The organism is Bradyrhizobium cajani (assembly GCF_009759665.1).
Taxonomy (GTDB): domain Bacteria; phylum Pseudomonadota; class Alphaproteobacteria; order Rhizobiales; family Xanthobacteraceae; genus Bradyrhizobium; species Bradyrhizobium cajani.
On sequence record NZ_WQNE01000004.1, the window covers coordinates 220015 to 245497 of the forward strand.

Annotated in this window: 21 protein-coding genes; 8 read left to right on the forward strand and 13 right to left on the reverse strand. The window is 65.5% G+C overall.

Going from position 1 to position 25483, the window contains the following annotated elements; genetic code table 11:
- Nucleotides 1–276 precede the first annotated feature (276 nt).
- Nucleotides 277–1152 (reverse strand): glutathione-dependent disulfide-bond oxidoreductase, encoded by an 876-nt coding sequence (yghU, locus tag GPL20_RS07945; RefSeq protein WP_157329040.1) that lies wholly within the window; start codon nt 1150–1152, stop codon nt 277–279.
- A gap of 306 nt (nt 1153–1458) precedes the next feature.
- Here yghU and GPL20_RS07950 point away from each other — a divergent pair, with 306 nt between their 5' ends.
- Nucleotides 1459–2592 (forward strand): nitronate monooxygenase, encoded by a 1134-nt coding sequence (locus tag GPL20_RS07950; protein ID WP_157329041.1) that lies wholly within the window; start codon nt 1459–1461, stop codon nt 2590–2592.
- Nucleotides 2593–2707: 115 nt separating this feature from the next.
- Nucleotides 2708–4228 carry an acetyl-CoA acetyltransferase gene (locus GPL20_RS07955; protein WP_157329042.1) on the forward strand — a complete coding sequence of 507 codons (1521 nt, stop codon included), beginning with the start codon at nt 2708–2710 and terminating at the stop codon, nt 4226–4228.
- 156 nt (nt 4229–4384) lie between these two features.
- Here the strand turns inward: GPL20_RS07955 and GPL20_RS07960 are convergent, their stop codons facing one another.
- The 6 genes from GPL20_RS07960 to ltnD all read right to left on the reverse strand — a co-directional run bounded on the left by GPL20_RS07960 (nt 4385) and on the right by ltnD (nt 13773).
- The gene (locus GPL20_RS07960; RefSeq protein ID WP_157329043.1) at nt 4385–5587 is read right to left on the reverse strand and encodes an efflux RND transporter periplasmic adaptor subunit; all 1203 of its coding nucleotides are present in this window, start codon (nt 5585–5587) and stop codon (nt 4385–4387) included.
- The gene (locus tag GPL20_RS07965) at nt 5574–8753 is read right to left on the reverse strand and encodes an efflux RND transporter permease subunit (protein ID WP_157329044.1); all 3180 of its coding nucleotides are present in this window, start codon (nt 8751–8753) and stop codon (nt 5574–5576) included. Before GPL20_RS07965 ends, GPL20_RS07960 begins: the two co-directional genes overlap by 14 nt.
- Nucleotides 8754–8923: 170 nt before the next feature.
- Nucleotides 8924–10615 (reverse strand): methyl-accepting chemotaxis protein, encoded by a 1692-nt coding sequence (locus GPL20_RS07970; RefSeq protein ID WP_157329045.1) that lies wholly within the window; start codon nt 10613–10615, stop codon nt 8924–8926.
- 168 nt (nt 10616–10783) lie between these two features.
- Nucleotides 10784–12061 (reverse strand): 3-oxo-tetronate kinase, encoded by a 1278-nt coding sequence (otnK, locus tag GPL20_RS07975; protein WP_254125882.1) that lies wholly within the window; start codon nt 12059–12061, stop codon nt 10784–10786.
- Nucleotides 12058–12840, reverse strand: a complete 783-nt coding sequence (gene otnI, locus GPL20_RS07980; RefSeq protein ID WP_157329046.1) for a 2-oxo-tetronate isomerase — start codon at nt 12838–12840, stop codon at nt 12058–12060. The genes otnK and otnI overlap by 4 nt, the downstream gene beginning before the upstream one ends.
- 15 nt (nt 12841–12855) lie before the next feature.
- Nucleotides 12856–13773, reverse strand: a complete 918-nt coding sequence (ltnD, locus tag GPL20_RS07985) for an L-threonate dehydrogenase (RefSeq protein WP_157329047.1) — start codon at nt 13771–13773, stop codon at nt 12856–12858.
- A gap of 104 nt (nt 13774–13877) precedes the next feature.
- On the opposite strand from ltnD, the gene otnC reads away from it, so the two are divergent.
- Nucleotides 13878–14552, forward strand: a complete 675-nt coding sequence (otnC, locus tag GPL20_RS07990) for a 3-oxo-tetronate 4-phosphate decarboxylase (RefSeq protein WP_157329048.1) — start codon at nt 13878–13880, stop codon at nt 14550–14552.
- 167 nt (nt 14553–14719) lie between these two features.
- Here otnC and GPL20_RS07995 read toward each other — a convergent pair whose 3' ends face one another.
- The 6 genes from GPL20_RS07995 to GPL20_RS08020 form a co-directional block, all read right to left on the reverse strand.
- Entirely contained in the window at nt 14720–15424 is a 705-nt protein-coding gene (locus GPL20_RS07995) for an ABC transporter ATP-binding protein (RefSeq protein WP_157329049.1), read from the reverse strand.
- On the reverse strand, nt 15408–16139 hold the full coding sequence (locus GPL20_RS08000) for an ABC transporter ATP-binding protein (protein ID WP_157329050.1): 732 nt from the start codon (nt 16137–16139) through the stop codon (nt 15408–15410). The genes GPL20_RS07995 and GPL20_RS08000 overlap by 17 nt, the downstream gene beginning before the upstream one ends.
- A complete protein-coding gene (locus tag GPL20_RS08005) occupies nt 16136–17119 on the reverse strand; it encodes a branched-chain amino acid ABC transporter permease (RefSeq protein ID WP_157329051.1) in 984 nt (327 codons plus the stop codon). The genes GPL20_RS08000 and GPL20_RS08005 overlap by 4 nt, the downstream gene beginning before the upstream one ends.
- Entirely contained in the window at nt 17119–17952 is an 834-nt protein-coding gene (locus GPL20_RS08010; RefSeq protein ID WP_157329139.1) for a branched-chain amino acid ABC transporter permease, read from the reverse strand. Before GPL20_RS08010 ends, GPL20_RS08005 begins: the two co-directional genes overlap by 1 nt.
- A 193-nt stretch (nt 17953–18145) precedes the next feature.
- Nucleotides 18146–19390 (reverse strand): ABC transporter substrate-binding protein, encoded by a 1245-nt coding sequence (locus tag GPL20_RS08015; protein WP_157329052.1) that lies wholly within the window; start codon nt 19388–19390, stop codon nt 18146–18148.
- Nucleotides 19391–19479: 89 nt separating this feature from the next.
- Entirely contained in the window at nt 19480–20295 is an 816-nt protein-coding gene (locus tag GPL20_RS08020; RefSeq protein WP_157329053.1) for a putative hydro-lyase, read from the reverse strand.
- 120 nt (nt 20296–20415) lie between these two features.
- Between GPL20_RS08020 and GPL20_RS08025 the strand changes: the two genes are divergently transcribed.
- The 5 genes from GPL20_RS08025 to GPL20_RS08045 all read left to right on the forward strand — a co-directional run bounded on the left by GPL20_RS08025 (nt 20416) and on the right by GPL20_RS08045 (nt 25483).
- The gene (locus tag GPL20_RS08025) at nt 20416–21333 is read left to right on the forward strand and encodes a LysR family transcriptional regulator (RefSeq protein WP_157329054.1); all 918 of its coding nucleotides are present in this window, start codon (nt 20416–20418) and stop codon (nt 21331–21333) included.
- 85 nt (nt 21334–21418) lie between these two features.
- A complete protein-coding gene (locus GPL20_RS08030; RefSeq protein WP_157329055.1) occupies nt 21419–22669 on the forward strand; it encodes a Zn-dependent hydrolase in 1251 nt (416 codons plus the stop codon).
- 12 nt (nt 22670–22681) lie between these two features.
- The gene (locus GPL20_RS08035; RefSeq protein ID WP_157329056.1) at nt 22682–23593 is read left to right on the forward strand and encodes an NAD(P)-dependent oxidoreductase; all 912 of its coding nucleotides are present in this window, start codon (nt 22682–22684) and stop codon (nt 23591–23593) included.
- Nucleotides 23594–23604: 11 nt separating this feature from the next.
- The gene (locus tag GPL20_RS08040) at nt 23605–24678 is read left to right on the forward strand and encodes a malate/lactate/ureidoglycolate dehydrogenase (protein WP_157329057.1); all 1074 of its coding nucleotides are present in this window, start codon (nt 23605–23607) and stop codon (nt 24676–24678) included.
- A 163-nt stretch (nt 24679–24841) separates the two neighbouring features.
- Entirely contained in the window at nt 24842–25483 is a 642-nt protein-coding gene (locus tag GPL20_RS08045) for a suppressor of fused domain protein (RefSeq protein ID WP_157329058.1), read from the forward strand.

A 25483-nucleotide genomic window follows, 5' to 3' on the forward strand; every position in this document is an offset into this window, starting at 1 on the left:
GCCACCCCATCTCTCTTTTCCCCCTCCCCGCAGGCGGCAGGGGAATCGCGTTTGGGAGAGATATCCTGCGGCCATCCTTCGAGACGCCCGCTTTATGCGGGCTCCTCAGGATGAGGACGGAGTGCGCGGCAGCAGTTCAACGGGCACTGATGCCGCTTAGCCTCATCCTGAGGAGACCGCGGAGCGGTCGTCTCGAAGGACGAGGCGCGCGCTCGGGCGTCCGCCTTCGCTGAAGCTTCGGCGGACAAGAGCGGGGCGAGGTGAAGTGCGCGACAGCTACGTCGCCGGTGCGAGCTTGTCCTGCGTCCTGGTCTCGAAGTCACTGGCGTCGTGGCGCTCGTGGAGCTGGCTGGCGGGATCGCCGGAGACGCGGTTGACCATGCGGCCGCGCTTCACCGCCGGACGCTTGGCGATCTGGTCGGTCCAGCGCTGCACGTTCTTGTAGTCCTGCACCGAGAGGAATTCGCCGGCGCCATAGACCAGCCCCTTGGCGAGCGCGCCGTACCAGGGCCACACCGCCATGTCGGCGATGGTATACTCGTTGCCGGCGAGATACTCGTTGTCGGCGAGCCGCCGGTCGAGCACGTCGAGCTGGCGCTTGGTCTCCATTGCGAAACGGTCGATGGCGTATTCGATCTTGAACGGCGCATAGGCGTAAAAATGGCCGAAGCCGCCACCGAGATAGGGCGCGCTCCCCATCTGCCAGAACAGCCAGGACATTGCCTCGGTGCGGGTCTTGATGTCCTTCGGCAGGAACGCGCCGAACTTTTCGGCGAGGTAGAACAGGATCGAGCCGGACTCGAACACCCGGATCGGCTCCGGGCCGGAGCGGTCCATCAGCGCAGGGATTTTCGAATTCGGATTGATGTCGACAAAACCGCTGCCGAACTGGTCGCCGTTGCCGATTCTGATCAGCCAGGCGTCGTATTCGGCGCCTTTGTGGCCGAGCGCCAGGAGTTCCTCCAGCATCACCGTGACCTTCACCCCGTTCGGCGTCGCCAGCGAATAGAGCTGGAAAGGATGCTTGCCGACCGGCAGCTCCTTGTCGTGGGTCGGCCCGGCAATGGGGCGGTTGATGCTGGCGAACTGCCCGCCATTCTCCTTGTTCCAGGTCCAGACTTTGGGCGGCACGTAGGCGGGGGCGTCAGTCATGAGAGGGGCTCCGACGGAAAGATGCGCCTGCATTAATTAGCCCGCAAATGGCGAATGACAAGGGCGCCGAAATGCATTGCCGGGCGGGGCAACTCTACGTTTTGTCATGGCACCTCCTCCCCGCCGTCATTCCGGGGCGCCCGCAGGGCTAGCCCGGAATCCATCGGGCCTCGCTGGTCCGCGGCGTGACGCCTGCACGCAAGATGCGTGGCCCAATCCGGCATGGCATCGCGAGCGACGACGAGCCAGCGTTGTCCTGCCTCGCCACGAAAGCAACGAGAACGCGAAGGCCGCCGGGAGAGAACGATGAAATCGCCGATCTGCGACATGCTGGGCATCGAGTTCCCGCTGCTCGCCTTCAGCCATTGCCGCGACGTCGTTGCCGCCGTCAGCCGCGCCGGCGGCTTCGGCGTGCTCGGCGCCACCGTGCACACGCCTGATACGCTCGAACGCGAACTGAAGTGGATTGACGATCACGTCGACGGCAAGCCCTACGGCATCGACGTTCTGATCCCCGAAAACATCTCGACCGCGGGCGAGAAGGACGTCACCTGGAAGAGCCTGGAAGCGCGCGTGCCGCAGCAGCACCGCAACTACACGCGCGATCTGCTGAAGAAGTACGACATAGAGCTCACCACCACGGAGGTCGCGGCTGACCAGCCGCAGCCGTTCGACGGGAAGACGGCGCTGGAGCTGCTCGAGGTGTCCTTCAATCACCCGATCCGCCTGATCGCCAATGCGCTCGGCGTGCCGCCGAAGGCGATGATCGAGATGGGCAAGAAGCATGGCGTGCCGGTCGCAGCGCTCGTCGGCGCCAAGGAGCACGCGCTGCGCCAGGTCGCGGCCGGCGTCGACATCCTCGTGGTGCAGGGCACCGAGGCCGGCGGCCATTGCGGCGAGGTCTCGACCATGGTGCTGGTGCCGGAGGTGATCAAGGCGATCAAGCCCATCCGCGACGTGCCGGTGCTGGCGGCCGGCGGCATCATGACGGGGCGGCAGATGGCGGCCTGCATGGCGATGGGCGCGGCCGGCGCCTGGACCGGCTCGGTGTGGCTTGCGACAGTGGAAGCCGAGACCACGGAGATATTCCGCGAGAAGATGATCGCGGCGTCCTCGCGCGACGCGGTCCGCTCCAAGGGCCGCACCGGCAAGCCGGCGCGGCAGCTCCGCTCGGTCTGGACCGATGCCTGGGACCGCGCGCCGGAGAGCCCGGGCGCGCTGCCGATGCCGCTGCAAAGCATCATCAGCCGCGACGCCTTCAACTCGATCGACCGCGCCGCGGCAAGCGGCAACGCCAAGGCGCGCGATCTCGTCAGCTATTTCGTCGGCCAGGGCGTCGGCCTGATCGACAGCGTGAAGTCGGCAGGCGCCGTGGTGCAGGAGTTCAAGGAAGATTTTGCCGAAGCCGTCGAGCACATGAATGCGCTGGTGGCGGAATAGGTGCCACACCGTCATTGCGAGCGCAGCGAAGCAATCCAGACTGCCGCCGCGGAAGTATCCTGGATTGCTTCGCTGCGCTCGCAATGACGAAACAACTGGTATCGTGAATTGAAGCATGACAGATAAGAGCAAGATTCCCCCCGAAGACCGCATCCCCGTCATCGTCGGCATCGGCGAAATCGTCGACCGCCCGAAGGAGATCACCGAGGGCCTTGAGCCGCTCGATCTGCTCGAGCATGCGCTGCGGCGCGCCGAGGCTGATGCCGGCGCGACGCTGCTCGGCGAGGTGCAGTCGCTCGACGTCGTCAACTTCCTGAGCTGGCGCTATCGCGATCCGGAGAAGCTGTTGGCGCAACGCCTCGGCATCTCGCCCGCGCATTGCTATTACGGCCCGGTCGGCGGCGAGAGCCCGATCCGCTACATCCACGAGGCGGCGAAGCGCATCGCGCGCGGCGAATGCACCGTGGCGGCGGTATGCGGCGCGGAAGCGCAGTCGACCGCGACCAAGGCGGAGCGCACTGGAGCAAAGCTGCCGTGGACTCCTTTCGCCCATGATGTCGAGGAGCCCAAGCGCGGCGCAGCGTTTCAGAAACCGCTGGCGGTGAAGCTCGGCGTGTTCCGCCCCGTCACCGTCTATCCCTTCTATGAGGCGGCCTCGTCCGCGCGTTGGGGGCAGACGCCGCGCGAGGCGATGGCGGAGTCCGGCACGCTGTGGTCGCGCTATTCGGAGGCCGCCGCGCAAAATCCCAACGCCTGGCTGACGCGGCGCTATGCGCCGGAGGAGATCACGACGCCGACCGCGGACAACCGCCTGATCGCGTGGCCCTACAACAAGCTCATGGTGGCGAACCCCAGCGTCAACATGGGCGGCGCGCTGCTGCTCACCAGCCTCGCCAAGGCCCGCGCGGCGGGCATTGCCGAGGACAAGCTGGTCTATCCGCTCGGCGGCGCCTCGGCGGAAGAGCCGCGCGATTATCTCTTGCGCGACCAGTTTTACGAGAGCCATCCGCAGAACGCCGTCTTGAAGGCGGTGACGGATCTCGCCGGCGGCGACGGCAACAAGTTCGACGCGATCGAGCTCTATAGCTGTTTTCCCTGTGTGCCCAAGATGGCGCGGCGGACGCTGGGGCTTGGCGCCGACGTGCAGCCGACCGTGACCGGCGGCCTGACCTTCTTCGGTGCTCCCCTCAACACCTACATGACGCATGCGGCCTGCGCGATGGTGCGGCGTGTGCGCGATGGCGCCGGGCTCGGCCTGCTCTACGGACAGGGCGGCTTCGTCACCAAGCACCATGCGCTGGTGGTGTCGAAGACGCCGCCGCGTGAGGCCTTGGCGCAGGAGACGAGCGTGCAGGCGGAAGCAGACCGCAACAAGCGCGCGGTGCCGGAGTTCGTCGCGGAGGCCCGAGGCAAGGGCAAGGTCGAGAGCTTTACGGTGCTCTACGGCCGCGGCGGCGATGTCGAGCACGGCGTGGTGATGCTGCGCACGGAAGATGACCGGCGCACACTGGCGCGGATTGCGGCGAGCGACAGCGCGACGCTGGCGCGCCTGCTCGACATGGATCGCACGCCGGTCGGCTCGCTCGGCGAGATCGCGATGGCCGGGGATGGCGTACCGGAGTGGCGGGTGGCGTAGTAGCCTCCCTCTCCCCGCTTGCGGGGAGAGGGTCGGGGTGAGGGGAACTCTCCACAAGGACGGTGAGAATTGGACTCGCGGAGAGTCCCCCTCACCCGGATCGCATCTTCGATGCGATCCGACCTCTCCCCGCAAGCGGGGCGAGGTGAAGAAGACCTAACTCCTCGGCGCCTGCTTCTCCGAGGCTGTTGTCGGCTTGCCCTTGGCACCAGCGCCAACCACGCGCACCGCATCGCCATCGGAAAGACCGTCCGGCGGGGCGGTGATGACGCGGTCATCAGCTGCGATCCCTGAAGCCAGCTCGATCTCGCGGCCGAGATCGCGGGCAATCGTCACCGTCTTGAACAGCACCTTGTCATCCGGACCGACGGTCGCAACGCGCAGGCCGCTGCCGTTGAAGATCAGGGCGCTCGCGGGAATGCTGAGCGGCGCGGAGTCGCGCTGCAGGTTCAGCTTCACGCTGGCATAGCCACCGGGCATCAGCTCGCCGCTGGAATTGTCGAGCCCGAGCTGCATGCGCGTCGTGCCGGACGCGACATCGACCGCCTGCGAGGAGGCTTCCACGGTCGCCTGGAAGGTCCGGTTCGGATACTCCGGCAGCGTGATGGTGGCCTTGGCACCGATCTTGATCGCCGGCACGTAGTTCTGGGGCACGTTGACGTAGACGCGCAGCTTGGTGATGTCGGAGACCACGAACATCGCCGGGCCCGAGCCGCCGCCGGCATTGATCAGTGCGCCGACGTCGGTGTCGCGCGCGGTGACGACGCCGTCGAACGGCGCGGTGATCTTCTTGTACCCGGCCAGCGCCTCAAGTCGCTCGACATTGGCCTGCCCCGAATGCACGGCTGCATTCTTGTTGGAAAGATCGGCGGTGCGCTCGTCGATCTCCTGCGCCGAGACGAAGTTGGAGGCGACCAGCGTCTTGCGCCGGTTCAACGTTGCTTCCGACAGCCTGGCGCTGGCCTGCTGGCTGGCGAGGTCGGCGCGAGCCTGCAAGAGCTGCTGATCGAGGTCGGGCGCTTCGATCTCGGCGATCACCTGCCCTGCCTTGACGCGCGCGCCGATGTCGGCGCTCCAGCTCTTCAGGTAACCCGACACGCGCGCGAAGATGGGCGCGCGATAATAGGCCTCCAGCCGTCCCGGCAGGTCGATGGTGGCGCTGAGCGCCTTGGCGTTGGGCTGGGTCACCGCGACGCTGGGAACGGCCTGATCGTCGGTCCATTCCTTCAGCTTGGAGCCCTGCTCCTCGCGGGCGCGGATGCCGGTGCCGACGACGAGGCCTGCCGCAATCAGCGCCACCACGCTGAAGATGCCCAGTTTCCGGTGCGACACCGGGGAGCGGGATTCAGTGGGCGACATGCGGAGTCTCCAATGGGGCGGCGACTTTGGCGCCTTGTTTCTTGTGTACCATACTGAACACCACGGGAACAAACATCAGCGTGGCGAAGGTTGCAAAGATCAGGCCACCGATCACGGCGCGGCCGAGCGGCGCGTTCTGCTCGCCGCCCTCACCCAGCCCCAAGGCCATCGGCGCCATGCCGATGATCATGGCGAGCGCGGTCATCAGCACCGGGCGGAACCGGACGAAGCCGGCTTCGAGCGCGGCCGCGACGGGATCGCCGAGCTCCTCGTAGCGCTCGCGCGCGAAGGAGATAACGAGCACGCTGTTGGCGGTGGCAACGCCCATGCACATGATGGCACCCGTGAGCGCCGGCACCGACAGCGTGGTCTCGGTGGTGAACAGCATCCAGATGATGCCGGCGAGCGCGGCCGGCAACGCGGTGATGATCACGAACGGATCGGACCAGGACTGGAAGTTCACGACGATCAGGAAGTAGATCAGCACGACGGCCCCCAACAGGCCGAACAGCAGGCCGGTGAAGGCACTGTTCATGGTCTGCACCTGGCCGAGCAGCACCACGGAGGAGCCTTTCGGCACCTCCTTGGCCGTATCGGCGATCACTTGACGGATGTCGGCCGCGACCGCGCCGAGATCGCGCCCCGAGGTCGTCGCAAAAATCTGCACCATCGACTGGATGTCGTATTGCGAGACCACCGCGCTCGATGTCGAACGCTTGATATCGGCGATGCCGCCGAGGATCGGCGACTGCGAATTGCCGGCAGCGGTGATCGGCAGCGTCTGGAGCGCGCTGAGCGAGTCGATCTGGTACTGCGGCGTCTGCATCACGATCGAGTAGGACACGCCGTTATCAGGATTGAGGTAATAGGTCGGCGCCACCTGCGAGGAGCCGGCGAGGTTGACGACGAGGCTGTTGGTGACGTCGCGCTCGGTCAGGCCGACATATTGCGCGCGGGTGCGGTCGACATCGATGTTGAAGGTCGGGTTGTTCGGCGACTGCTGGATGCGGGCATCGGCGACGCCCGGAATCCGGCGGACCTTCGCCAGCAGGTTGTTGGCATAGGCGAAATTGGCCTCGAGATTGGCGCCGCGGATCTGGAGGTCGATCGGCGCCGGCGCGCCGAAATTCAGGATCTGGCTGACGATGTCGGCGGGCAGGAACGCGAAGCTGACGCCGGGGAACAGCCGCGGCAACTGCTCACGCAGCACGCGTACGTGCTCCTCGGTCGGCTTGTGGCCTTCCTTCAGCTTGATCTGGATGTCGCCGTCCTGCGGGCCGATCACGCCGGTGTTGTTGTAGGTCATGTTGATGCCGGAGATCGGCATACCGATGTTGTCGGTCATGGTCTCGATCTCGCCCGGGATCAGCTTGCGGACCGCCTTCTGCACGTCGGCGAGCTGGTTGGCAGTCTCCTCGACGCGGGTGCCGACCTGGGTGCGGACATGCATCAGGATGTTGCCGGCATCGACCGCGGGGAAGAAGTTTCGCCCGAGGAACGGCACCAGCGCGAAGGATGCGCCGACGACGCAGAGGAATCCGATCACGAACACCGCACGGTGCGCCAGCGCGAGGCCGAGCAAACCACGATATCCGCCGCGGATGCGCTCGAATCGCGCCTCGAAGCCGCGCTGGAACCAGACGAAGGGATTGCGCGACTTCGGCGGCCCGCCCTCGTGATGGACATGCGCTTGCAGCAGGTAGTTCGCCATGGTCGGCACCAGCGTACGCGACAGGATGAACGACCAGATCATCGCGAACATCACGGCTTCGGCCATCGGCACGAACAGGAAGCGCGCGACGCCGGTGAGGAAGAACATCGGCACGAACACGATGCAGATGCAGAGCAGCGAGACGAAGGCCGGCGTCACGATCTGGTTGGCGCCGTCGAGGATCGACTGCTCGACCGGCTTGCCCTGCTCCAGATGGTAATTGATGTTCTCGATCGTCACCGTGGCGTCGTCGACGAGGATGCCGACCGCGAGCGCGAGGCCGCCGAGCGTCATGATGTTCAGCGTCTCGCCGATCGCCGACAGCATGATGATGGCACCGAGCACGGAGAGCGGGATCGAAACCGCGATGATGATGGTCGAGCGCCAGCTGCCGAGGAACAACAGGATCATGACGCTGGTGAGCAGCGCCGCGATCACGCCCTCGAAGGCGACGCCCTGGATCGCGCCGCGGACAAACACCGACTGGTCGCCGATGAAGCCGATCTTCAGCGCGTCGGGCAGCTGGTCCTTGACGTCGATGACCTTCTGCTTGATGCCGGCGATGATATCGAGCGTCGAGGTCGCGCCCGCCTTCAGCACCATCATCAGCACCGAGCGGTTGCCGTCGACATGGACGATGTTGGTCTGCGGCGGATTGCCGTCGCGCACGGTCGCGACATCGCGCACATAGACCATGGCGCCGTTGACGGTCCTGATCGGCAGATTGCCGAGCTCGTCGATCCTGAGCGGCGAATTGTTGAGCTGGATGTTGTATTCGAACTGGCCGATCTTCTGGGTGCCGACCGGCGTGATCAGATTTTGGGCAGCAAGCGCATTGGCGACGTCCTGGCCCGAGAGGCCACGGGCCTGAAGCGCCGTCGGATTGAGGTCGATCTGGACCTGGCGCTGCTTGCCGCCGAACGGGTACGGGATCGCCGCGCCGGGCACGGTGACCAGCGGCGTGCGGAGCTGGTTGATGCCGATATCGGCAAGGTTCTGCTCGGTGAGGCCGTCGCCCGACAGCGCCACCTGGATGATCGGCACGGTCGAGGCGGAGTAGTTCAGGATCAAGGGCGGCGTCGCGCCCGGCGGCATCTGCTTGAGCAGCGTCTGCGAGATCGCGGTGACCTGGGCGTTGGCGGTGCGGATGTCGACGCTCGGCTGAAAGAAGATCTTGATGATGCCGAAGCCGTTATACGAGTTGGCCGTGATGTGCTCGATGTCGTTGACGGTGGTCGTCAGCGCGCGCTGGAACGGCGTGGTCACGCGGCCGGACATCTGATCCGGCGGCAGGCCGGTGTACTGCCAGACCACGCCGATCACGGGAATGCGAATGTCGGGGAAGATGTCGGTCGGAGTTCGCAGCGCGGCGAGCGGTCCGATGATCAGCAGCAGAAGCGCGAGCACGACGAATGTATAGGGCCGGCTCAGGGCAATACGGACCAGAGCAATCATGCGCCAGGCAATTCCAGGTCAAACGAGGATGTGGAATTCGCCCCCGGGCGATCCCCATTTCCCCTTTACCTGAGCACCGCCGGAAACGCTAATCTCCGGCGGCCTTCCCGCATTCACTTCCCTGCTACCGCACTTGCTAAATCTACATCGCAGCCATGCGGCCGCGTGCCTCACGCGGCGCGGACGTTGGTCAGGAACTTGCTGACCTCGTTCTTCAGCCTGCTTGAATCGTTCGACAGCATCTGCGCCGCCGACAGCACCTGCGAGGAAGCCGTGCCGGTCTCGGTCGCGCCGCGCTTCACGTCGGTGATGTTGGAGGAGACCTGCTGGGTGCCCTGCGCCGCCTGCTGCACGTTGCGGGCGATCTCCTGGGTGGCGGCGCCCTGCTCTTCGACGGCTGCCGCAATCGCCGAGGAGATTTCCGACAGGCGTTCGATGGTCGAGGAGATTTCCTTGATGGCGCCGACCGAGTCGTTGGTCGCCGCCTGGATGCCGGAGATCTGCTGGCCGATCTCGCCCGTCGCCTTCGCGGTCTGCTCGGCGAGCGCCTTCACCTCGGAGGCCACCACCGCGAAGCCGCGGCCGGCCTCACCGGCGCGCGCCGCCTCGATGGTCGCGTTCAGCGCCAAGAGGTTGGTCTGGCCCGCGATGGTGTTGATCAGCTCGACGACGTCGCCGATGCGGGACGCCGCCTTGGACAGCTCACTGACGCGCTCGGTGGTGGCACGGGCCTGACCGACGGCATCGCCCGCCATCCGCGCCGATTCCTGCACCTGGCGGCTGATCTCGCCGACCGAGGAGGCCATCTCCTCGGTGGCCGACGCCACCGACTGCACGTTGGTGGAGGCTTCTTCCGAAGCGCCGGCAACCGTGGTCGCCAGCCGCTGGGAGCGATCGGCGGTCGAGGTCAGCGTCGAGGCGGAGGCTTCGAGCTGGGTCGAGGCCGACGACACGGTCTGGACGATCTCGCCGATCATCGTCTCGAATTCGCGGGTGATGTTGTCGACGCGGCGGCCGCGCTCGATCTTGGCTTCGGCGTCCGCCGCAGCCGCTTCGTCGGCGGCCTTCTTGGCGATCAGCGCCTCCTTGAAGATCTGCAGCACGTCGGCCATGGCGCCGATCTCGGTCTTCTCGCCGCGATGCGGGACTTCGGCGGTCAGGTCGCCCTTGCCCAGCGCCTGCATCGGCAGGGTGATGGAGTTGATGCCACTGGAGACGTCGTGAACGAGGTAGAAGCCGACGCCGATGCCGATGATAATGGAGGCGCCGAGGATGATCGAGACCAGCATGAACGCAAAGGAATAGCTGGCGTCGGCGTCGCGGGCAGCCTGGTCGCCGCCCTTGGTGTTGAGATCGACGTCCTTGCGCAGGACCTCGTCGGACTGGATACCGATCTTGTTGGCGGTCTTGACGTTCAGCTCATGCGCCTCGTGCGGGATCTTGCCGACCTCCTTGCGCGACACCGCAAAGACCTCGTCGGCGCTCTTCTTGTAGTCGTCCCACAGCTTGGACCACTCGGTGTAGAGCGCCCGCTCCTCCGGCGAGGTGATCATCGGCTCGTAGGTCTGGCGGGCCTTGGCCAGCGTCTCCATCGTGGTGACCGCGATCTTTTCCATCGCGAGCTTTTCTTCCAGCGTCTCGGCCAGCATGTGCTCCCGGACCACGCTGCGATAGGTGATGACGCTCGCCCGCAGCTCGCCCAGCACCCGCACGCTCGGCATCCAGCTCGTGGTGATGTCGACGGTGTTGACGTTCATCGACCGCATCTTCATGACGGCGAGCAGACCCATGCCGGCCATCGCGACCAGCAGGAACGCCACGACACTGATGATCTTGGCGCGAATGGAGATGGTGGCGAGCATAATCGGGTCTCTCTGTGCTGGAGCCGGCGTGCGTCCGGGAATTACGAATCAAACAAAGGGAGCAGCGCCGACATCCCACATCAGAGCACCTGAGCAGACGTTAACTACGACTCCGTACGAGTACGGAAGCCAGAAAGAAATGAACGGGGGGCTAAGAATGCCCTGCGCTCAGCGCATGAGGGCAAGCGCGTCCGAAAAGAACTCGGCTCCACCAAAGTTTCCGGACTTCAGGGCAAGCAACATGTCGCCCGCTCCGGCGCCGACTGCGCGCAGGACTGGCACGCCCGGAGCGATTTCTACTCCTACGAGAAAACCGGGAATCCGCAACCGATCGACGACGGCGCCCGACGTCTCGCCGCCGGCAACGATCAGGCGCCGCACGCCGGCCTGCACGAGGCCTGCGGCGATATCGGCCATGGCCTGCTCGATGGCGTGACCGGCGGCATCGCGGCCGTGACGCGCCTGAACGGCGGCAACGGCTTCCGGCGTCGCGCTCGAGGCGATCAGAACAGGACCGTCTGCCAGTCGCGGCTGCGCCCAGGCGAGCGCGCGCTGCGCTTCGCCCGGACCCGAAACGATCTGCTCGGGATCGAGATGCAACACCGGCATGACACGCTCGGCATTCGCGATCTGCTGAAGCGTCGCCTGCGAGCAGCTTCCGGCGAGACAGGCTGCCGCCCCGCCGACACCAGCGCTCGCTTCGCCGCCCGCCGTGCGCGACCGCACCTTGCCCGTCGACACCAGCGCGCGCGCCAGTCCAAGGCCGATACCGGAGGCGCCGACCGACAGCCGATGTTCGGCGGCGACGAGGCCGATGGTCTCGAGGTCGCGGTCGAAGACGGCGTCGATGATTGCAGCGCCGATGCCTTTGTCGGCAAGCTCGGCCAGCCGCGCCCGCACGTCATCTGCACCGCGCGTGACGGTGGCGAGGTCGACCAGGCCGATCTGCGTCCTGCTCTGGCGCGCCAGCACGCGCACCAGGTTGGAATCGTGCATCGGATTGAGCGGATGATCCTTCAGCGGACTTTCATTCAGCGGCACGGCGCCGACGAAGAGATTGCCCTGGTAGACGGTGCGGCCGGTCTCCGGGAAGGCCGGCGTCACCAGCACGATCGCTTCGCCGCAATCGGCGCGCAACGCGTCCATCACCGGGCCAATGTTGCCGGCATCGGTGGAATCGAAGGTCGAGCAGATCTTGAACAGCACGTGGCTGGCCCCGCGGCCGCTCAGCCATGCCTCGGCTGCACGCGAGCGTGACACGGCAAGGCCGGCCTCGATCGATCGGCTCTTCAGCGACACCACGACGGCATCGACCTCGGGCAGCGCGAGATCGTCCGCAGGCACGCCGATGGTCTGTACGGTGCGCAGGCCTGCGCGCGTCAGCGTATTGGCGAGATCGGAAGCACCGGTGTAGTCGTCGGCGATACAGCCCAACGCAAGTGTCACGGCTTCACTCCAGCATAAGGCTTGAACCAGGCGAGACCATCGGTGGTCTTGCCGCGCGGATTGTATTCGCAGCCGACGAAACCGGCATAGCCGAGGCGATCGAGCTCGGCGAACAGGAAGGGATAGTTCAGCTCCTCGCCATCGGGCTCGTTGCGCGAGGGGATGCTGGCGATCTGGATATGGCCGATGATCGGCATCATCTCGCGCAGGCGCATGGTGACGTCGCCATGGATGATCTGGCAGTGATAGATGTCGAACTGGAGCTTCAGGTTCGGAAGCCTCAGCTCCTGGACCAGATCGCGCGCGAAGCCGAAATCGTTGAGGAAGTAGCCGGGCACGTTGCGTGCATTGATTGGCTCGATCACGATATCGATGCCGTGCGGCGCGAAGAACTCCGCCGCCCACGCCACCGACTTGTAGAAGGCCTCGATCGCGACGCGCTCGCCGCGGTTGGCGATGCCGGCCATCAGGTGCAGACGCTTGACACCGGTCTCCTTGGCGTAAGGCAGCGCCGTCTCCAGGCTGGCCTTGAGATCGGAGAAGCGCGCCGGCAACGCGGCAAATCCCTTCTCGCCGGCATTCCAGTCGCCCGGCGGCAGGTTGAACAGCGCCTGGGTCAGGCCGTTGCGCTTGAGCCGCTCGCCGACGGCTTCCGCCGGATGCTCGTAGGGAAAGAGAAACTCGACGGCGGTGAAGCCGGCTTGCGCGGCGGCATCGAAGCGATCGAGGAACGGCACCTCGGTGAACATCATCGAGAGGTTGGCGGCGAAACGGGGCATCGGAATCCTCTCAGTTCACTTGTCGCCGGGCAGCTTGACGCCGGTGACCTGCGCATACATCCGCGCGACCGACGCGTCGTCATCGCGGCCCATGCCGGCAGCTGACGTCATCAGGAACATCTGGAGCGCGGCGGCCGAGACCGGCACCGGGAATCTGGCGCTGCGCGCCATGTCCTGGATGATGCCGAGGTCCTTGACGAAGATCTCCACCGCGCTGCGCGGCGTGTAGTCGCCGTCGAGCACGTGCGGCATGCGGTTCTCGAACATCCAGGAATTGCCGGCGGAGGCCGTGATCACCTCATAGACCTTGCGGATGTCGAGGCCCTGCTTGGCCGCGAACGCCATCGCTTCGCTGGCGGCCGCGATGTGCACGCCGGCGAGCAGCTGGTTGATCATCTTGAACGCCGCGCCCTGCCCCGCGGCGTCGCCGAGCTCGTAGAGTTTTGCGGCCATCGCATCGAGCGCGGGCCGGGCTTTGGCGAAGGCGGCGGCGCTGCCGGAGGCGAGGATCGTCAGCTCGCCCTGCGCGGCGCGCTGCGCACCGCCGGAGATCGGCGCATCCAGATAATGCCGACCGGTTGCCTCCAACTGTCTTGCGAGGCGGCGCGCCACATCCGGATCCATGGTGGCGGAAGACACGAACACGCTACCCTTCGGCATGGTCTCTGCGGTGCCGTCCTTGCCGAACAGGATCGCCTCGGTCTGCGCGGCGTTGACGACGACGCTGACGACGATATCGGCGTCCCTGGCCGCTTCGGCCGGGGTTTTGGCGCCTGCGCCGCCATCCTTCACGAAGCGCGCAACTGCGTCCGCCGAGACGTCGCAGCCGGTGACGGCGTGGCCCCTGCGCTTGAGCGAGGTCGCCATGCCAAACCCCATCGAGCCGAGCCCGATGACGGCAATGCGCTGATCTTGTGGTGTGGAGGCGGACATGCAACTGACCCTTGCGAACGTTTCCCGGACGGCCCGCCTTTGCGGCGGCTCGGCGAACCGATATCACGGCTTGGCCGCGCTGCCAAAGCGTGAGACAAGCAGGCATGACGGCCATGAGCAACGAGACGCGGCTGCGTGAGGATATCTGCCGGTTCGGGCGGTCCCTGTTCGAGCGCGGGCTGACGCCGGGCTCCTCCGGCAATATCAGCGTCAGGCTGGACGATGGCGGCTGGCTGGTGACGCCGACCAACGCTTCGCTCGGCTTCCTCGACCCGGCGCGGCTGTCGCGGCTGGACGGCCAGGGCCGGCTGGTTTCAGGCGATGCCCCGACCAAGGAAGTTCCGCTGCACACCGCGCTCTACGACACGCGCGGTGCTGCGCGCGCGATCGTGCACCTGCACTCCACCCATTCGGTCGCGCTCTCGATGCTGCCCGAGATCGACCCGCGCGCCGCGCTGCCGCCGATGACGGCCTATTACCTGATGAAATGCGGCGCCACCGCGCTCGTGCCCTATTACCGCCCCGGCGATCCCGCGGTCGCCGATGCGATCAAGGGACTGGCGGGGAAATATTCATCCGTGCTGCTCGCCAATCACGGCCCGGTGGTTGCCGGCGACACGCTGGAGGCCGCGGTGTTCGCGACCGAGGAACTGGAGGAGACGGCGAAGCTCTACCTGCTGCTGCGCGGGATGAACCCGCGGTACCTGTCGCCGGAGCAGGTCAAGGATCTGGTGAAGGTGTTCGGGGTTACACTGCCGGAACACGGGCACGAGCATTAGTGTCGGGCACCGCGTCATTGCGAGCGCAGCGAAGCAATCCAGGGTCTTTCCGCTGCGGCAGTACCGTAGGGTGGGCAAAGCGAAGCGTGCCCACCAACTATGCTTCCACGAGAGCGGTGGGCACGGCGCTTGCGCGCCTTTGCCCACCCTATCAAATTTCTCCGTGGCTACAGCCCGAGATACGCCTTCCTCACGTCCGGATTGCCCTTGATCTCCGCCGACGGGCCCTGCATCAGCACACGGCCGGTTTGCAGGATGTAGGCGCGGTCGGCGATCTCCAGGCATTCGGCCATGCGCTGCTCCACGATCAGCACGGTCATGCCGGCGTCGCGGATGCGCTTCACCGCCTGGAAGATCTCGTCGACCAGTTTCGGCATGATGCCCTGCGAGGGCTCGTCCAGCATCAACAGCCGCGGGCGCGTCATCAGCGCGCGGCCGATCGCGAGCATCTGCTGCTCGCCGCCGCTTAGCGTCTCGGCGCGCTGCTCGAGGCGCTCGGACAGGCGCGGAAACAGCTGGAAGACGAGATCGAGCGGTTCTTCGCGGTTCGCCTCGCCGCGATAGAGATAGCTGCCGAGGCGGAGATTGTCGCGCACGGACAGGCGCGGGAACAGGCGGCGGTTCTCCGGCACATAGGCGATGCCGGTCGCCGTGATGTGATGCTGCGCCATGCCGTCGAGGCGCTTGCCGTCGAACGTCACCGTGCCCGAGCGTGGGCGCTCCGCACCGGCAATGGATTTGAGCAGCGTCGACTTGCCCGCGCCGTTGGCGCCGGCGACGCAGACGATCTCGCCCTTCTGGACTTCGATCGAGACCGCGGAGATCGCGACCAGGCCCTGATAGGCGGTCGTGACTTCATGCACCGACAGCATGACGATCTCCCAGATATGCGCTGATCACCTTGGGATCGCGGACGACGTCCGCGGGCTTGCCCTCGACCAGCACCTTGCCGAGGTCGAGCACGATGGCGCGGTCGACCAGCGGCATCACGATCTCCATGACATGCTCGACCATCAGCACGGTGATGCCGGCATCGCGCACCTTGCGCACCAGCGCGACGCCGGTCTGTGCCTCGGTCGGCGTGAGACCGGTAAGGACTTCGTCGAGCAGAAGCAGTTTCGGCTCGGTCGCAAGCGCGCGGGCGACTTCGAGGCGGCGCTTCTCGGCCGGCACGAGGTCGCTCGCGAGCACGTCGGCGCGCGCGGCAAGGCCGGTGAACTCCAGCACCTGATGCGCCTTGCGGCGCGCCTCGCGCATCACCGTGTTGCGCACCAGCGCGCCGACGATGACGTTGTCGACCACCGTCATGGTCTCGAAGCTCTTGACCACCTGGAAGGTGCGCCCCACCCCGCGCTGGCAGCGCTCGGCCGCCGGCATATGGGTGACGTCCTCGCCGTCGAACCAGATCGATCCCTGTGTCGGCGGCAAGACGCCGGCGATGAGATTGAACAGCGTCGACTTGCCGGCGCCGTTGGGGCCGATCAGGCCGACGATCTCGCCGCGGCCGACCGAGATCGAGACATCGCTGTTGGCGACGAGGCCGCCAAAGCGCTGCCAGACGCCGCGGGTTTCAAGGAGCGCGGTCATCGCGTAACTCCTTTTGCTCTTGAGCGGGAGAACAGGCTGACGAGCCCCTGCGGCAAAGCCAGCGAGATCAGCACGATCAGCGTGCCATAGACGATGAGATCGACGCCGCGGCCGGAGCCGCCGATATAGGAGCGTGTCAGCTCCGTCATCGGGATCAGGATAGCAGCGCCGAGCACGGGCCCCCAGAGGGTGCCGATGCCGCCGAGCACGGCCGGCAGCGCCATCAGCAGCGAGAACTGGAAGCCCATCACGCTTTCAGGATCGATATAGGCGAGGAACTGCGCATAGAAGGCGCCGCCGATCGCGACGAGGAAGGCGGAAACGGCAGCGGCACCCATCTTGGAGTTGAACACGACGACGCCGAGGCTCTCGGCCGCCTCCGGATTGTCCTTCACGGCGCGCCACCAGAAACCCCATTTGGAATCTTCGAGCCACCAGGTGACGAACCAGGCGAGGCAGCACAGCGCCAGCGCGAAATAGAAGTATGGCAGCTTGGTGCGCAGGAACTGGAATTTCAGCCAGCTGTCGCCGCGGATCGGAATGGTGATGCCCATCGCAGCGCCCGCCCATTCCCAGTTCTGGAACAGGAGCAGCCCGATCTCGGCAATGACGATGGTCGCGATCACGAAGTAATGGCCGCGCAGGCGGAAGAAGGGATAGCCCAGTCCCATCGCGATCAAGGCCGCAATCACACCGCCGCCGAGCATGCCGAACCAGGGCAGCACGCCGAACTTGGTGAACAGGAGCTCGGTGGTGTAGGCGCCGATGCCGAAATAGAGCGCGTGTCCCAGCGAGATCTGTCCGCAATAGCCGGACAGGATGTTCCAACTCTGCGACAGCGCCGCGTACATCAGGGTCAGGATCAGGATGTTCTGGACGTAGACGTCCTTGATGAACAGCGGTGCCAGCGCCGCGAGGGCGGCCAGCACCGCGGCAATGATGAGGTCGCGGCGGCGCCGCGCGGCAAAATTCTTGTCCATCACATCGACCCGAACAGGCCGCGCGGCCGGATGAAGACGACCAGCAGGTAGACGGCGTAGATGCCGACCGACTTCAGCGACGGCGGCAGCACCAGGGCGGTGACCGCCTCGACGAGGCCGACGATGATGCCGCCGGCAAAGGCACCGAACACGCTGCCGAAGCCGCCGAGCGCCACCGTGACATAGGCGATCAGGGCGAAGGACGCGCCGACGTCGGGATAGATGTAGAAGAACACCGCCATGATCGCGCCGGCGAGACCGACCAGCGCGGCGCCAAGGCCCCAGCCCAGCGCGAACACGCGGTTCTTGTCGATGCCGACGAGGGCGACCGCGCCGGGATCTTCACGCGTCGCCTCCAGCGCGCGGCCGAAATCGGTGCGGTGGATGAAGAAGTAGAGGCCGGCGAAGGCGAGGATCGAGACCAGCGCGCCGATCAGCTGCGGCTCCGGCAGGAAGATGCCGGCGACCGAGATGGTCTTGCCGCCGAGCCAGGACTGCGGAATGCTGCGATAGTCCGGCGTGAAGAAGAACTGCGCGAGGCCGCGCATGACTATCGCCAGACCAAAGGTCGAGAAGATTTGCACCATGCCGGCATTGGCCTTGGCCCGCATGGCGAAGCGTACAATCAGCAGGTAGACCACCGCTCCGAACACGAACAGTGCCGCGGCGACCAGCGGCGCCGACAGCAGGGGGTCGATGGCGAAGAACGCGAACAGGAAGAAGCTCGCATACATCGCGATCATCAGGAACTCGCCATGGGCGAAGTTCACGACGTCCATCAGGCCGAAGATCAGCGCGAGGCCGACCGCAATCAATCCGTAGAGCAGGCCCATGAGAAGACCGCTCGCGAGACTCTGGATAATGGCTTGGGCTGTCACTGCATCGTCCCCCACACTCCGCCCTCATCCTGAGGAGCGCGCCGAAGCGCGCGTCTCGAAGGATGGCCCGCCCTCGTCCTTCGAGACGCGGGCTACGCCCGCTCCTCAGGATGAGGGCGGGAACTACTGTCTCAGTCCCGCTTTCAAATCACTTCATCGGCCAGATCGCCTCGGCGATCGCGGCCTGCGGCGGGAAGATGGTGACGAACTTGCCGCCGACATATTGCAGCAGCACCGGGTCGGCGTCGTTGTTCTGGCCCATCTCGTCGAACTTGACGCGCTTCCAGGGCATGATGGTCTGCTCGCCCGGGATATCGGTCGCCGCCAGCGCATCGCGGATCTTCTCGCCATCGGTCGACTTGGCGCGGCTGATCGCGTCGGCAAGGATGATCAGGCCCATGAACTGGCGCGAGGTGAGATCGTTGAAGTCCTTGCCCGAGCGCGCCTTGAACATGTCGTTGATCTTGCCGACCATCGGGCGCTTCTGCGCGAGGTCGAGCGAGAAGGTTCCGCGCGAGATCACGCCTTCGAGCTTGTCGCCGACGGCGTCGTACAGCGCCTTCTCGGAGAAGCCCGCATCCTGCGCCACGATCGCGTTCGGCTTGTAGCCGAGCTCGGCCATGGTCTTGACCAGCAGGATGCCGTCGGTGGTGTAGCTCGAGGGCATGAGCACATTGGCATTGGCGGTCTTGAGCTGCTGCACCTCGGCCGAGAGCGAGGGCGAGTTGGCGCGGTACTTGATGTCGGTGACGATCTTGTAGCCGCGTTCGCCGGCGATCTTGGCCTGGGCGTTGCCGGAATCGGTGCCGAAGATGGTGTCCTCGTGGAACAGCGACAGCGTCTCGATCTTGGTGCCCTTCTTCTTCATGGCATCGAAGAAGTCGAACATCGCGGCCGAGTACATCTCGTCATGCGGCGCGGCGCGGAAATAATACTTCAGGCCGCGGCGATGCAGGCTCGGCGAGGAGTTGTCGGCGGAGACGAACGGGATCTGGTAGCGTTCGCAGATCTGGCTGACGGTAACGGCCACCGCGCTCTGATAGGTGCCGATGATGGCCGCGACCTTCTCCTGCGTGATCAGGCGCTCCGCCTCGGCGCGGCCCTTCTGCGGATCGGCCTGGTGGTCGGCGAACACGAGGCGGACCTTGGCGCCGCCGAGGCCCGGCAGGCCCTCGCCCTTGGCCAGCGGCAGGTCGAAATCAGTATCCTTGTTGATGACCTCGAGCGCGGTCTCATAGGCCTTCTGCGCATCGACGCCCTGCTGCGCGCTGCCACCGGAGAACGGATAGATGACGCCGATCACGACTTCGGAGGTCTGTGCGCGCGCTGCCAGCGGCACCAGCGCAGCAGTGGCGGTGGCCCCCAACAACACGTCGCGGCGAGTGATCGTCATGGCAAAGTCCCCTGTTACTGAATTTCGGCTGATCGAATGAAGCGATTGATGGATGCAGTAAAGCCCGAACAAGCAGCAGACGCTGCCTCCTAAATCACGGCCATGGTCCTGTTCTTGAGATCCGTCACCAGCATCAGGCCGGGCGAATGCGTGATCGCGAACGGCAGCCTGGCGGCGTTGATCACCGATTGCGGCGTCACCCCGCATGCCCAGAACACCGGGATCTCGTCATCGGCGAACGGCACCGGATCGCCGTAGTCGGGCTTGGCAATGTCCTTGATGCCGATCAGATGCGGATGGCCGAGGTGCACGGGCGCGCCGTGCACGGCGGGAAAGCGCGAGGTGATCTGCACCGCGCGGATCGCATCCGCCGGCTTGAACGGACGCATCGACACCACCATGGGACCGGCGAACGGACCGGCCTCGCTGCAGGCGATGTTGGTGCGGTACATCGGCACGCGCACGCTCTGCTCGATGTGGCGGATCGGCATGCCCTCGTCGAGCAGCGCCTCTTCGAACGAGAAGGAACAGCCGAGCACGAAGGTGACGAGATCGTCGCGCCAATAGCTCTTCACGTCGGTCGGCTCATCCACGACTTCGCCGTCGCGCCAGACGCGATAGCGCGGCACGTCGGTGCGGATGTCGAGATCGGCGCCCAGCGAAGGGATGTGCGGGCTGCCGACGTCGGACATGCCGATGATCGGACACGGCTTCGGATTGAGCTGACAGAAGCGGTGAAAGGCGCTGGCATATTCCGCCGGCAGGATCGCCAGATTGCCCTGGACGAAGCCGGGGGCGACGCCGGCGGTGGAGGCGACCAGCCCCGCGCGGTAGGCGAGCCGGGCCTTGCGGCTCGGGAGGGTGTCGGGCGTTTCAGTTTGCTGCGCTGCCACCAAAACAGTCATGGGATCGACCTGCCTATAAACTCGACAAAGACAAGCCAACACCAAGCGTGCTATAAAGTCTAATCGTCGTTTCTAATCAATATCGATAAATTTGATTTATCGATTGGGAAAATCCTTCCAATGCTGGACTTCAGGTCGATTGAAACCTTCCTCTGGGTTGTGAAGCTCGGCAGCTTTCGCGGCGCCGCCCAACGGCTCAATACGACCCAGCCGGCGATCTCCCAGCGCATTGCGCAGCTCGAGCGCGAGATGGGCGTGAAGCTTCTCAACCGCGATCATCGTGTGGCCTCGCCGACGCCGAGCGGCCGGCAGATGATGGTCTATGCGGAGAAGCTGATCGGCCTGCGCGCCCAGATGATGGCGGAGATCGGCGACCGTTCGGCGATGCGCGGCGTGATGCGGCTCGGCGTTGCCGAAACCATCGTGCACACCTGGCTGCCGCGGCTGGTGAAGAGCGTGAACGAGGTCTATCCGAACCTGTCGCTGGAGATCGAGGTCGACATCACGCCTAACCTCACCGCACGCCTGCTCGCGCAGGAGATCGAGCTCGCGTTCGTGGTGGGGCCGCTGTCGGCCTCCGGCGTGCACAATCGTGTGCTTGCCGATTATCCAATCGGCTTTCTCGCGAGCCCCTCGCTCGGCCTCGGCAAGGGCCCGGTGACGCCGGCCGAGCTCGCGCGGTTTCCGATCATCACCTTCCCGCGCAAGACCAAGCCTTACGAGGTCGTGCGCGAAGTGTTCGACCGGCCGGAGCTGCCGCCGATCCGCCTGCATGCGTCCGCTTCGCTGGCGACCGTCATCCACATGGCGGTCGAGGGGCTCGGCATCGCCGTGATCCCCGACGCCATCGTCGAGAACGAGCTCGCCGACGGCCGGCTGCAACTGCTCGACACCGATCTCGCCATCGCGCCGCTGACCTTCACCGCGAGCTGGCTCGCCTCGCCCGATGTCGTCGCCGTGGAGCGCGTCGCCGAGCTTGCACGGCAGATTGCGCAGAGCAGCCTCGCGGTTGACGCGCCCGCGCTGGCGGGTCATTGAAAAAGGCGCCGGACAACCTTCAACGTCATTCCGGGGCGATGCGACAGCATCGAACCCGGAATGACAGCCAAGATGGACTGACCGCATGAGCCGAGCCGCCACCAACCTGCAAATCGATTCCGCCCGCCTCTGGGGCTCCATCCACGAGACCGCGCAGTTCGGCGCAACAGCCAAGGGCGGTGTGCGGCGGCTGACGCTGAGCGCGGAAGACAAGCAGGTGCGCGACTGGTTCCGCAAGGCGTGTGAGGAAGCCGGGCTCGAGGTGCACACTGATGCGCTCGGCTCACAATTCGGCCTGCGCAAGGGGCGCGACATGTCGAAGCCGCCCGTCGGCATCGGCTCGCATCTCGACACCCAGCCGACCGGCGGCAAGTATGACGGCATTCTCGGGACGCTCGGCGCACTCGAGGTGATCCGCACGTTGAACGATGCCGGCATCGAGACCGAGGCGCCGATCTGCGTCGTCAACTGGACCAACGAGGAAGGCTCGCGCTTCGCCCCGGCGATGATGGCGTCCGCGGCTTACGTCGGCGACTTCACCACCGACGACATTTTGTCGCGCAAGGACGCCGAGGGCACGACCGTCGGCCAGGCGCTCGACAGCATCGGCTATCGCGGCGACAAGCCGGTCGGCTTCCAGAAGCTCGGCTGCTTCGTCGAATTGCACATCGAGCAGGGCCCGATCCTGGAGGCCGAAGGCAAGACCATCGGCGTGGTCGATTCCGGCCAGGGCGTGCTGTGGTATGACGGCAAGATTTCCGGTTTCGAGAGCCATGCAGGCTCGACGCCGATGCCGCTGCGGCGCGACGCGCTGGCGACGCTGTCGGAGATCGTACTGGCGATGGAATCCATCGCGAAAAAGCTCGGGCCAAACGCGGTCGGCACCATCGGCGAAGCCGTGATCGCCAATCCCTCGCGCAACGTCATTCCCGGCGAGATCGCCTTCACCATGGATTGCCGCAGCGCGGATGGTGCCATCATGGATGCACTCGATCGCGACTTGCGCGCCGCGATTGCCGAGATCGCCGAGCGCCGCAAGGTCGACGTCAAGGTCGACCTGGTCTGGCGCAAGCCGCCGACGCATTTCGACCCGAAGCTGATCGCCGCGGTCGAAAACGCGGCGAAGACGCTCGGCTATTCCTCCCGCCGCATCACCTCCGGCGCCGGCCACGACGCCTGCAACCTCAACACGGTCATGCCGGCGGCGATGGTGTTCGTGCCCTGCAAGGACGGCATCAGCCACAACGAGCTGGAGGACGCGACGCAGCCCGACTGTGCCGCAGGCACCAACGTTCTCATGCATACCGTGCTGGCGATCGCCGGCGTCGCATCCTGATCGGAGAGAGCCATGCGCGGAGTTTTCGTCGACGCCAACGAAGCCTTGGCCGTGATCATGGAGCGGCTGGAGAAGCCCGGCGATCCCAAGGTGCGGATCCATCGCGATCCCGACATCAAGCCCGAGCAATATCCTGAGATCCTCGACGGCGCCGAGATCGCGATCGTCGACCACACCGCGCTGCCGACCGACGTGGCGAAGAAGTGCGCAGGGCTGAAGCACGTCGTGTTCCTCGGCACCGGCGCGCGCAGCTACATGAATCCGGAAGAGCTCGCGGAGCTCGGCATCTCCGTGCACCTGATCAAGGGCTATGGCGATACCGCGGTCGCGGAATCCGCGATTGCGCTGATGTGGGCCTCGGCCCGCGTCATCGCGATGATGGACCGCGAGATGCGCGGCGGCAACTGGCTGCGCGAGGACGGCATGCAGCTCACCGGCAAGACGCTCGGCCTGATCGGCTTCGGCGGCATCGCGGCCGAGGTCGCGCGCATCGCATCCGGCAGCGGCATGAAGGTGATCGCCTGGAATCGCTCGCCAAAGAGCCATCCGGGCGTCGCGTTCGCTGAACTCGACGACGTCCTGGCCAGAAGCGACGTGGTGTCGCTGCATCTGCTGCTCAACGACGAGACCCGTGGCATGATCACCCGCGAGAAGATCGCGAAGATGAAGCCCGGCGTCGTCTTCATCAACACCGCGCGCGCCGCGATCGTCGACGAAGCCGCGATGATCGACGCGCTGAAGTCCGGGCACATCCGCCATGCCGGCCTCGACGTCTTCAACATCGAGCCGCTACCCGGCGACCATCCGCTCACAAGACTGCCGAACGTGACGCTGTCGGCGCATTCCGCCTTCCGTACGCCCGAGGCGAGCGAAAACCTGATTGGCGCGGCGTGGGAGCACTGCCGCCGGATCGTGAAGGGATAAGAGCAACAACAATGGCCGAATACCGCACCATCAAGGCACAGAAGCTCACCGACGTCATCTACGCGATCGCCAAGGCCGGCGGCTCCACCGATCGCGAAGCCGAGCTGGTCTCAACCAATCTCGTCGAAGCGAATCTGAAAGGCCACGACTCGCACGGCGTCGGCATGATCCCACGCTATGCCGAGGCGGTCAGCGAAGGCGGCCTCGCGGTGAACCAGCACGTCAAGATCGTGATGGACACCGGCCCCCTGCTCACGCTCGACGGCCTCACCGGCTACGGCCAGGTGATGGGCCATGAGGCGATGGAGCTGGGCGCCGAGCGCGCCAAGCGCAACGGCGTCTGCGTGGTCGGTCTTTCCAACTCGCATCATATCGGCCGCATCGGCCACTGGGCCGAGCAGTGCATCGACCACGGGCTGGTGTCGATCCATTTCGTCAACGTGATCTCGCGCCCGATCGTGGCGCCCTGGGGCGGCAGCGACGCGCGCCACGGCACCAACCCGTTCTGCGTCGGCATCCCGCGCAAGGGCAAGGAGCCGATCGTGCTCGACTTCGCCACCAGCAAGATCGCGCAGGGCAAGACCCGCGTCGCGCACAACAAGGGCGTCGAGCTCGAACCCGGCACCATCATCGACAACGAGGGCAAGCCGACGACGAACCCGCGCTACACCGTGATCGCACCGCACGGTGCGATCCTGCCGTTCGGCGAGCACAAGGGCTCGGGTCTGGCGCTGGTGTGCGAGATCCTTGGCGGCGCGCTCTCCGGCGGCGAGGTCGTCAAGGGCCCGGCCGACGGCAAGCGGCGCGTCCTCAACGGCATGCTTTCGATCATCATCGACCCCAACAAGCTCGGCACCGGCGAGAACCTTGCGCGCGAGGTCGAGAGCTTCGTTGCCTGGCACACCGGCTCACCGCCCGCCCCCGGCGTCGACAAGGTGAAGATCGCCGGCGACCCCGAGCGCGAGACCAAGACGAAGCGTTTGGCCGAAGGCATTCCAATCGATCCGAACACCTGGCAGGAAATCCTGGATGCCGGCAAGCGGTTCGGGCTGGATCAGGCTGCGATCGAGAAGATCGTGAGCTGATCTGAAACGAGGCGCTTCTCCCGGAATAGTCCGGCCTCATGCACAATTGCGCATGGGGGCATGGACCACAGCGAAACGTCGCCGCGCCCTCTGGAAGGATTTGAACCGGCCCGCGTTTTCTAACGACAACGCGGTATCCCGGCGCGCATCCCCCGAGGTTCACATGCTCTCCCGTCTTGCAAAGCTCGTGTCCGGCTCCAGCAAGTCGTCACATCCAGCCGACCTCTACCAGCAACGGCTCGCCATCTACGAGCGCGAGCTTGGCGAGCCCGAGCACACATTCACGGACGGCACGGAGCGACGCATCGACATCCATGCCTTTGGTCGTGATTTCGTGCCGGAGTGCCAAGAGGGTTCTGACGAAGGCTATGTGCTTCTGACCAACGGCATGAGCGAGCAGCGGATGCCGGGGGCACATGGGGACGCGAAGCCGCGTGCGGAGCTGATGTGGTACGTCCGCGAGCCAACGCCGGAGATTTGCGCCAATCTGCGCTGGCTTGCCAATCTTCCGTTCATCGACACGACCTGGTTCGGCTTCGGTCACCGCGTCGCGTTGCCGATACCGCCGGTCGCCGGCACGGAATTCCAGACGTTTCTGTTTCTCACGCCGATCATCGAACCCGACAAGCGGATCGCCGAGGCACTGGAGATTGCGGACGATCCGGTGGAGATTCTAACCGTGCACCTGATCTCGCATCAGGAGCTCGCGCTGATCAAGTCCGAGAGTCTCGATCCGTTTCTCGATCTGCTCGACGAGAACGACTATCCGCCGATCTTCGATCCGGCGCGGAGGTCTTACGTGTAA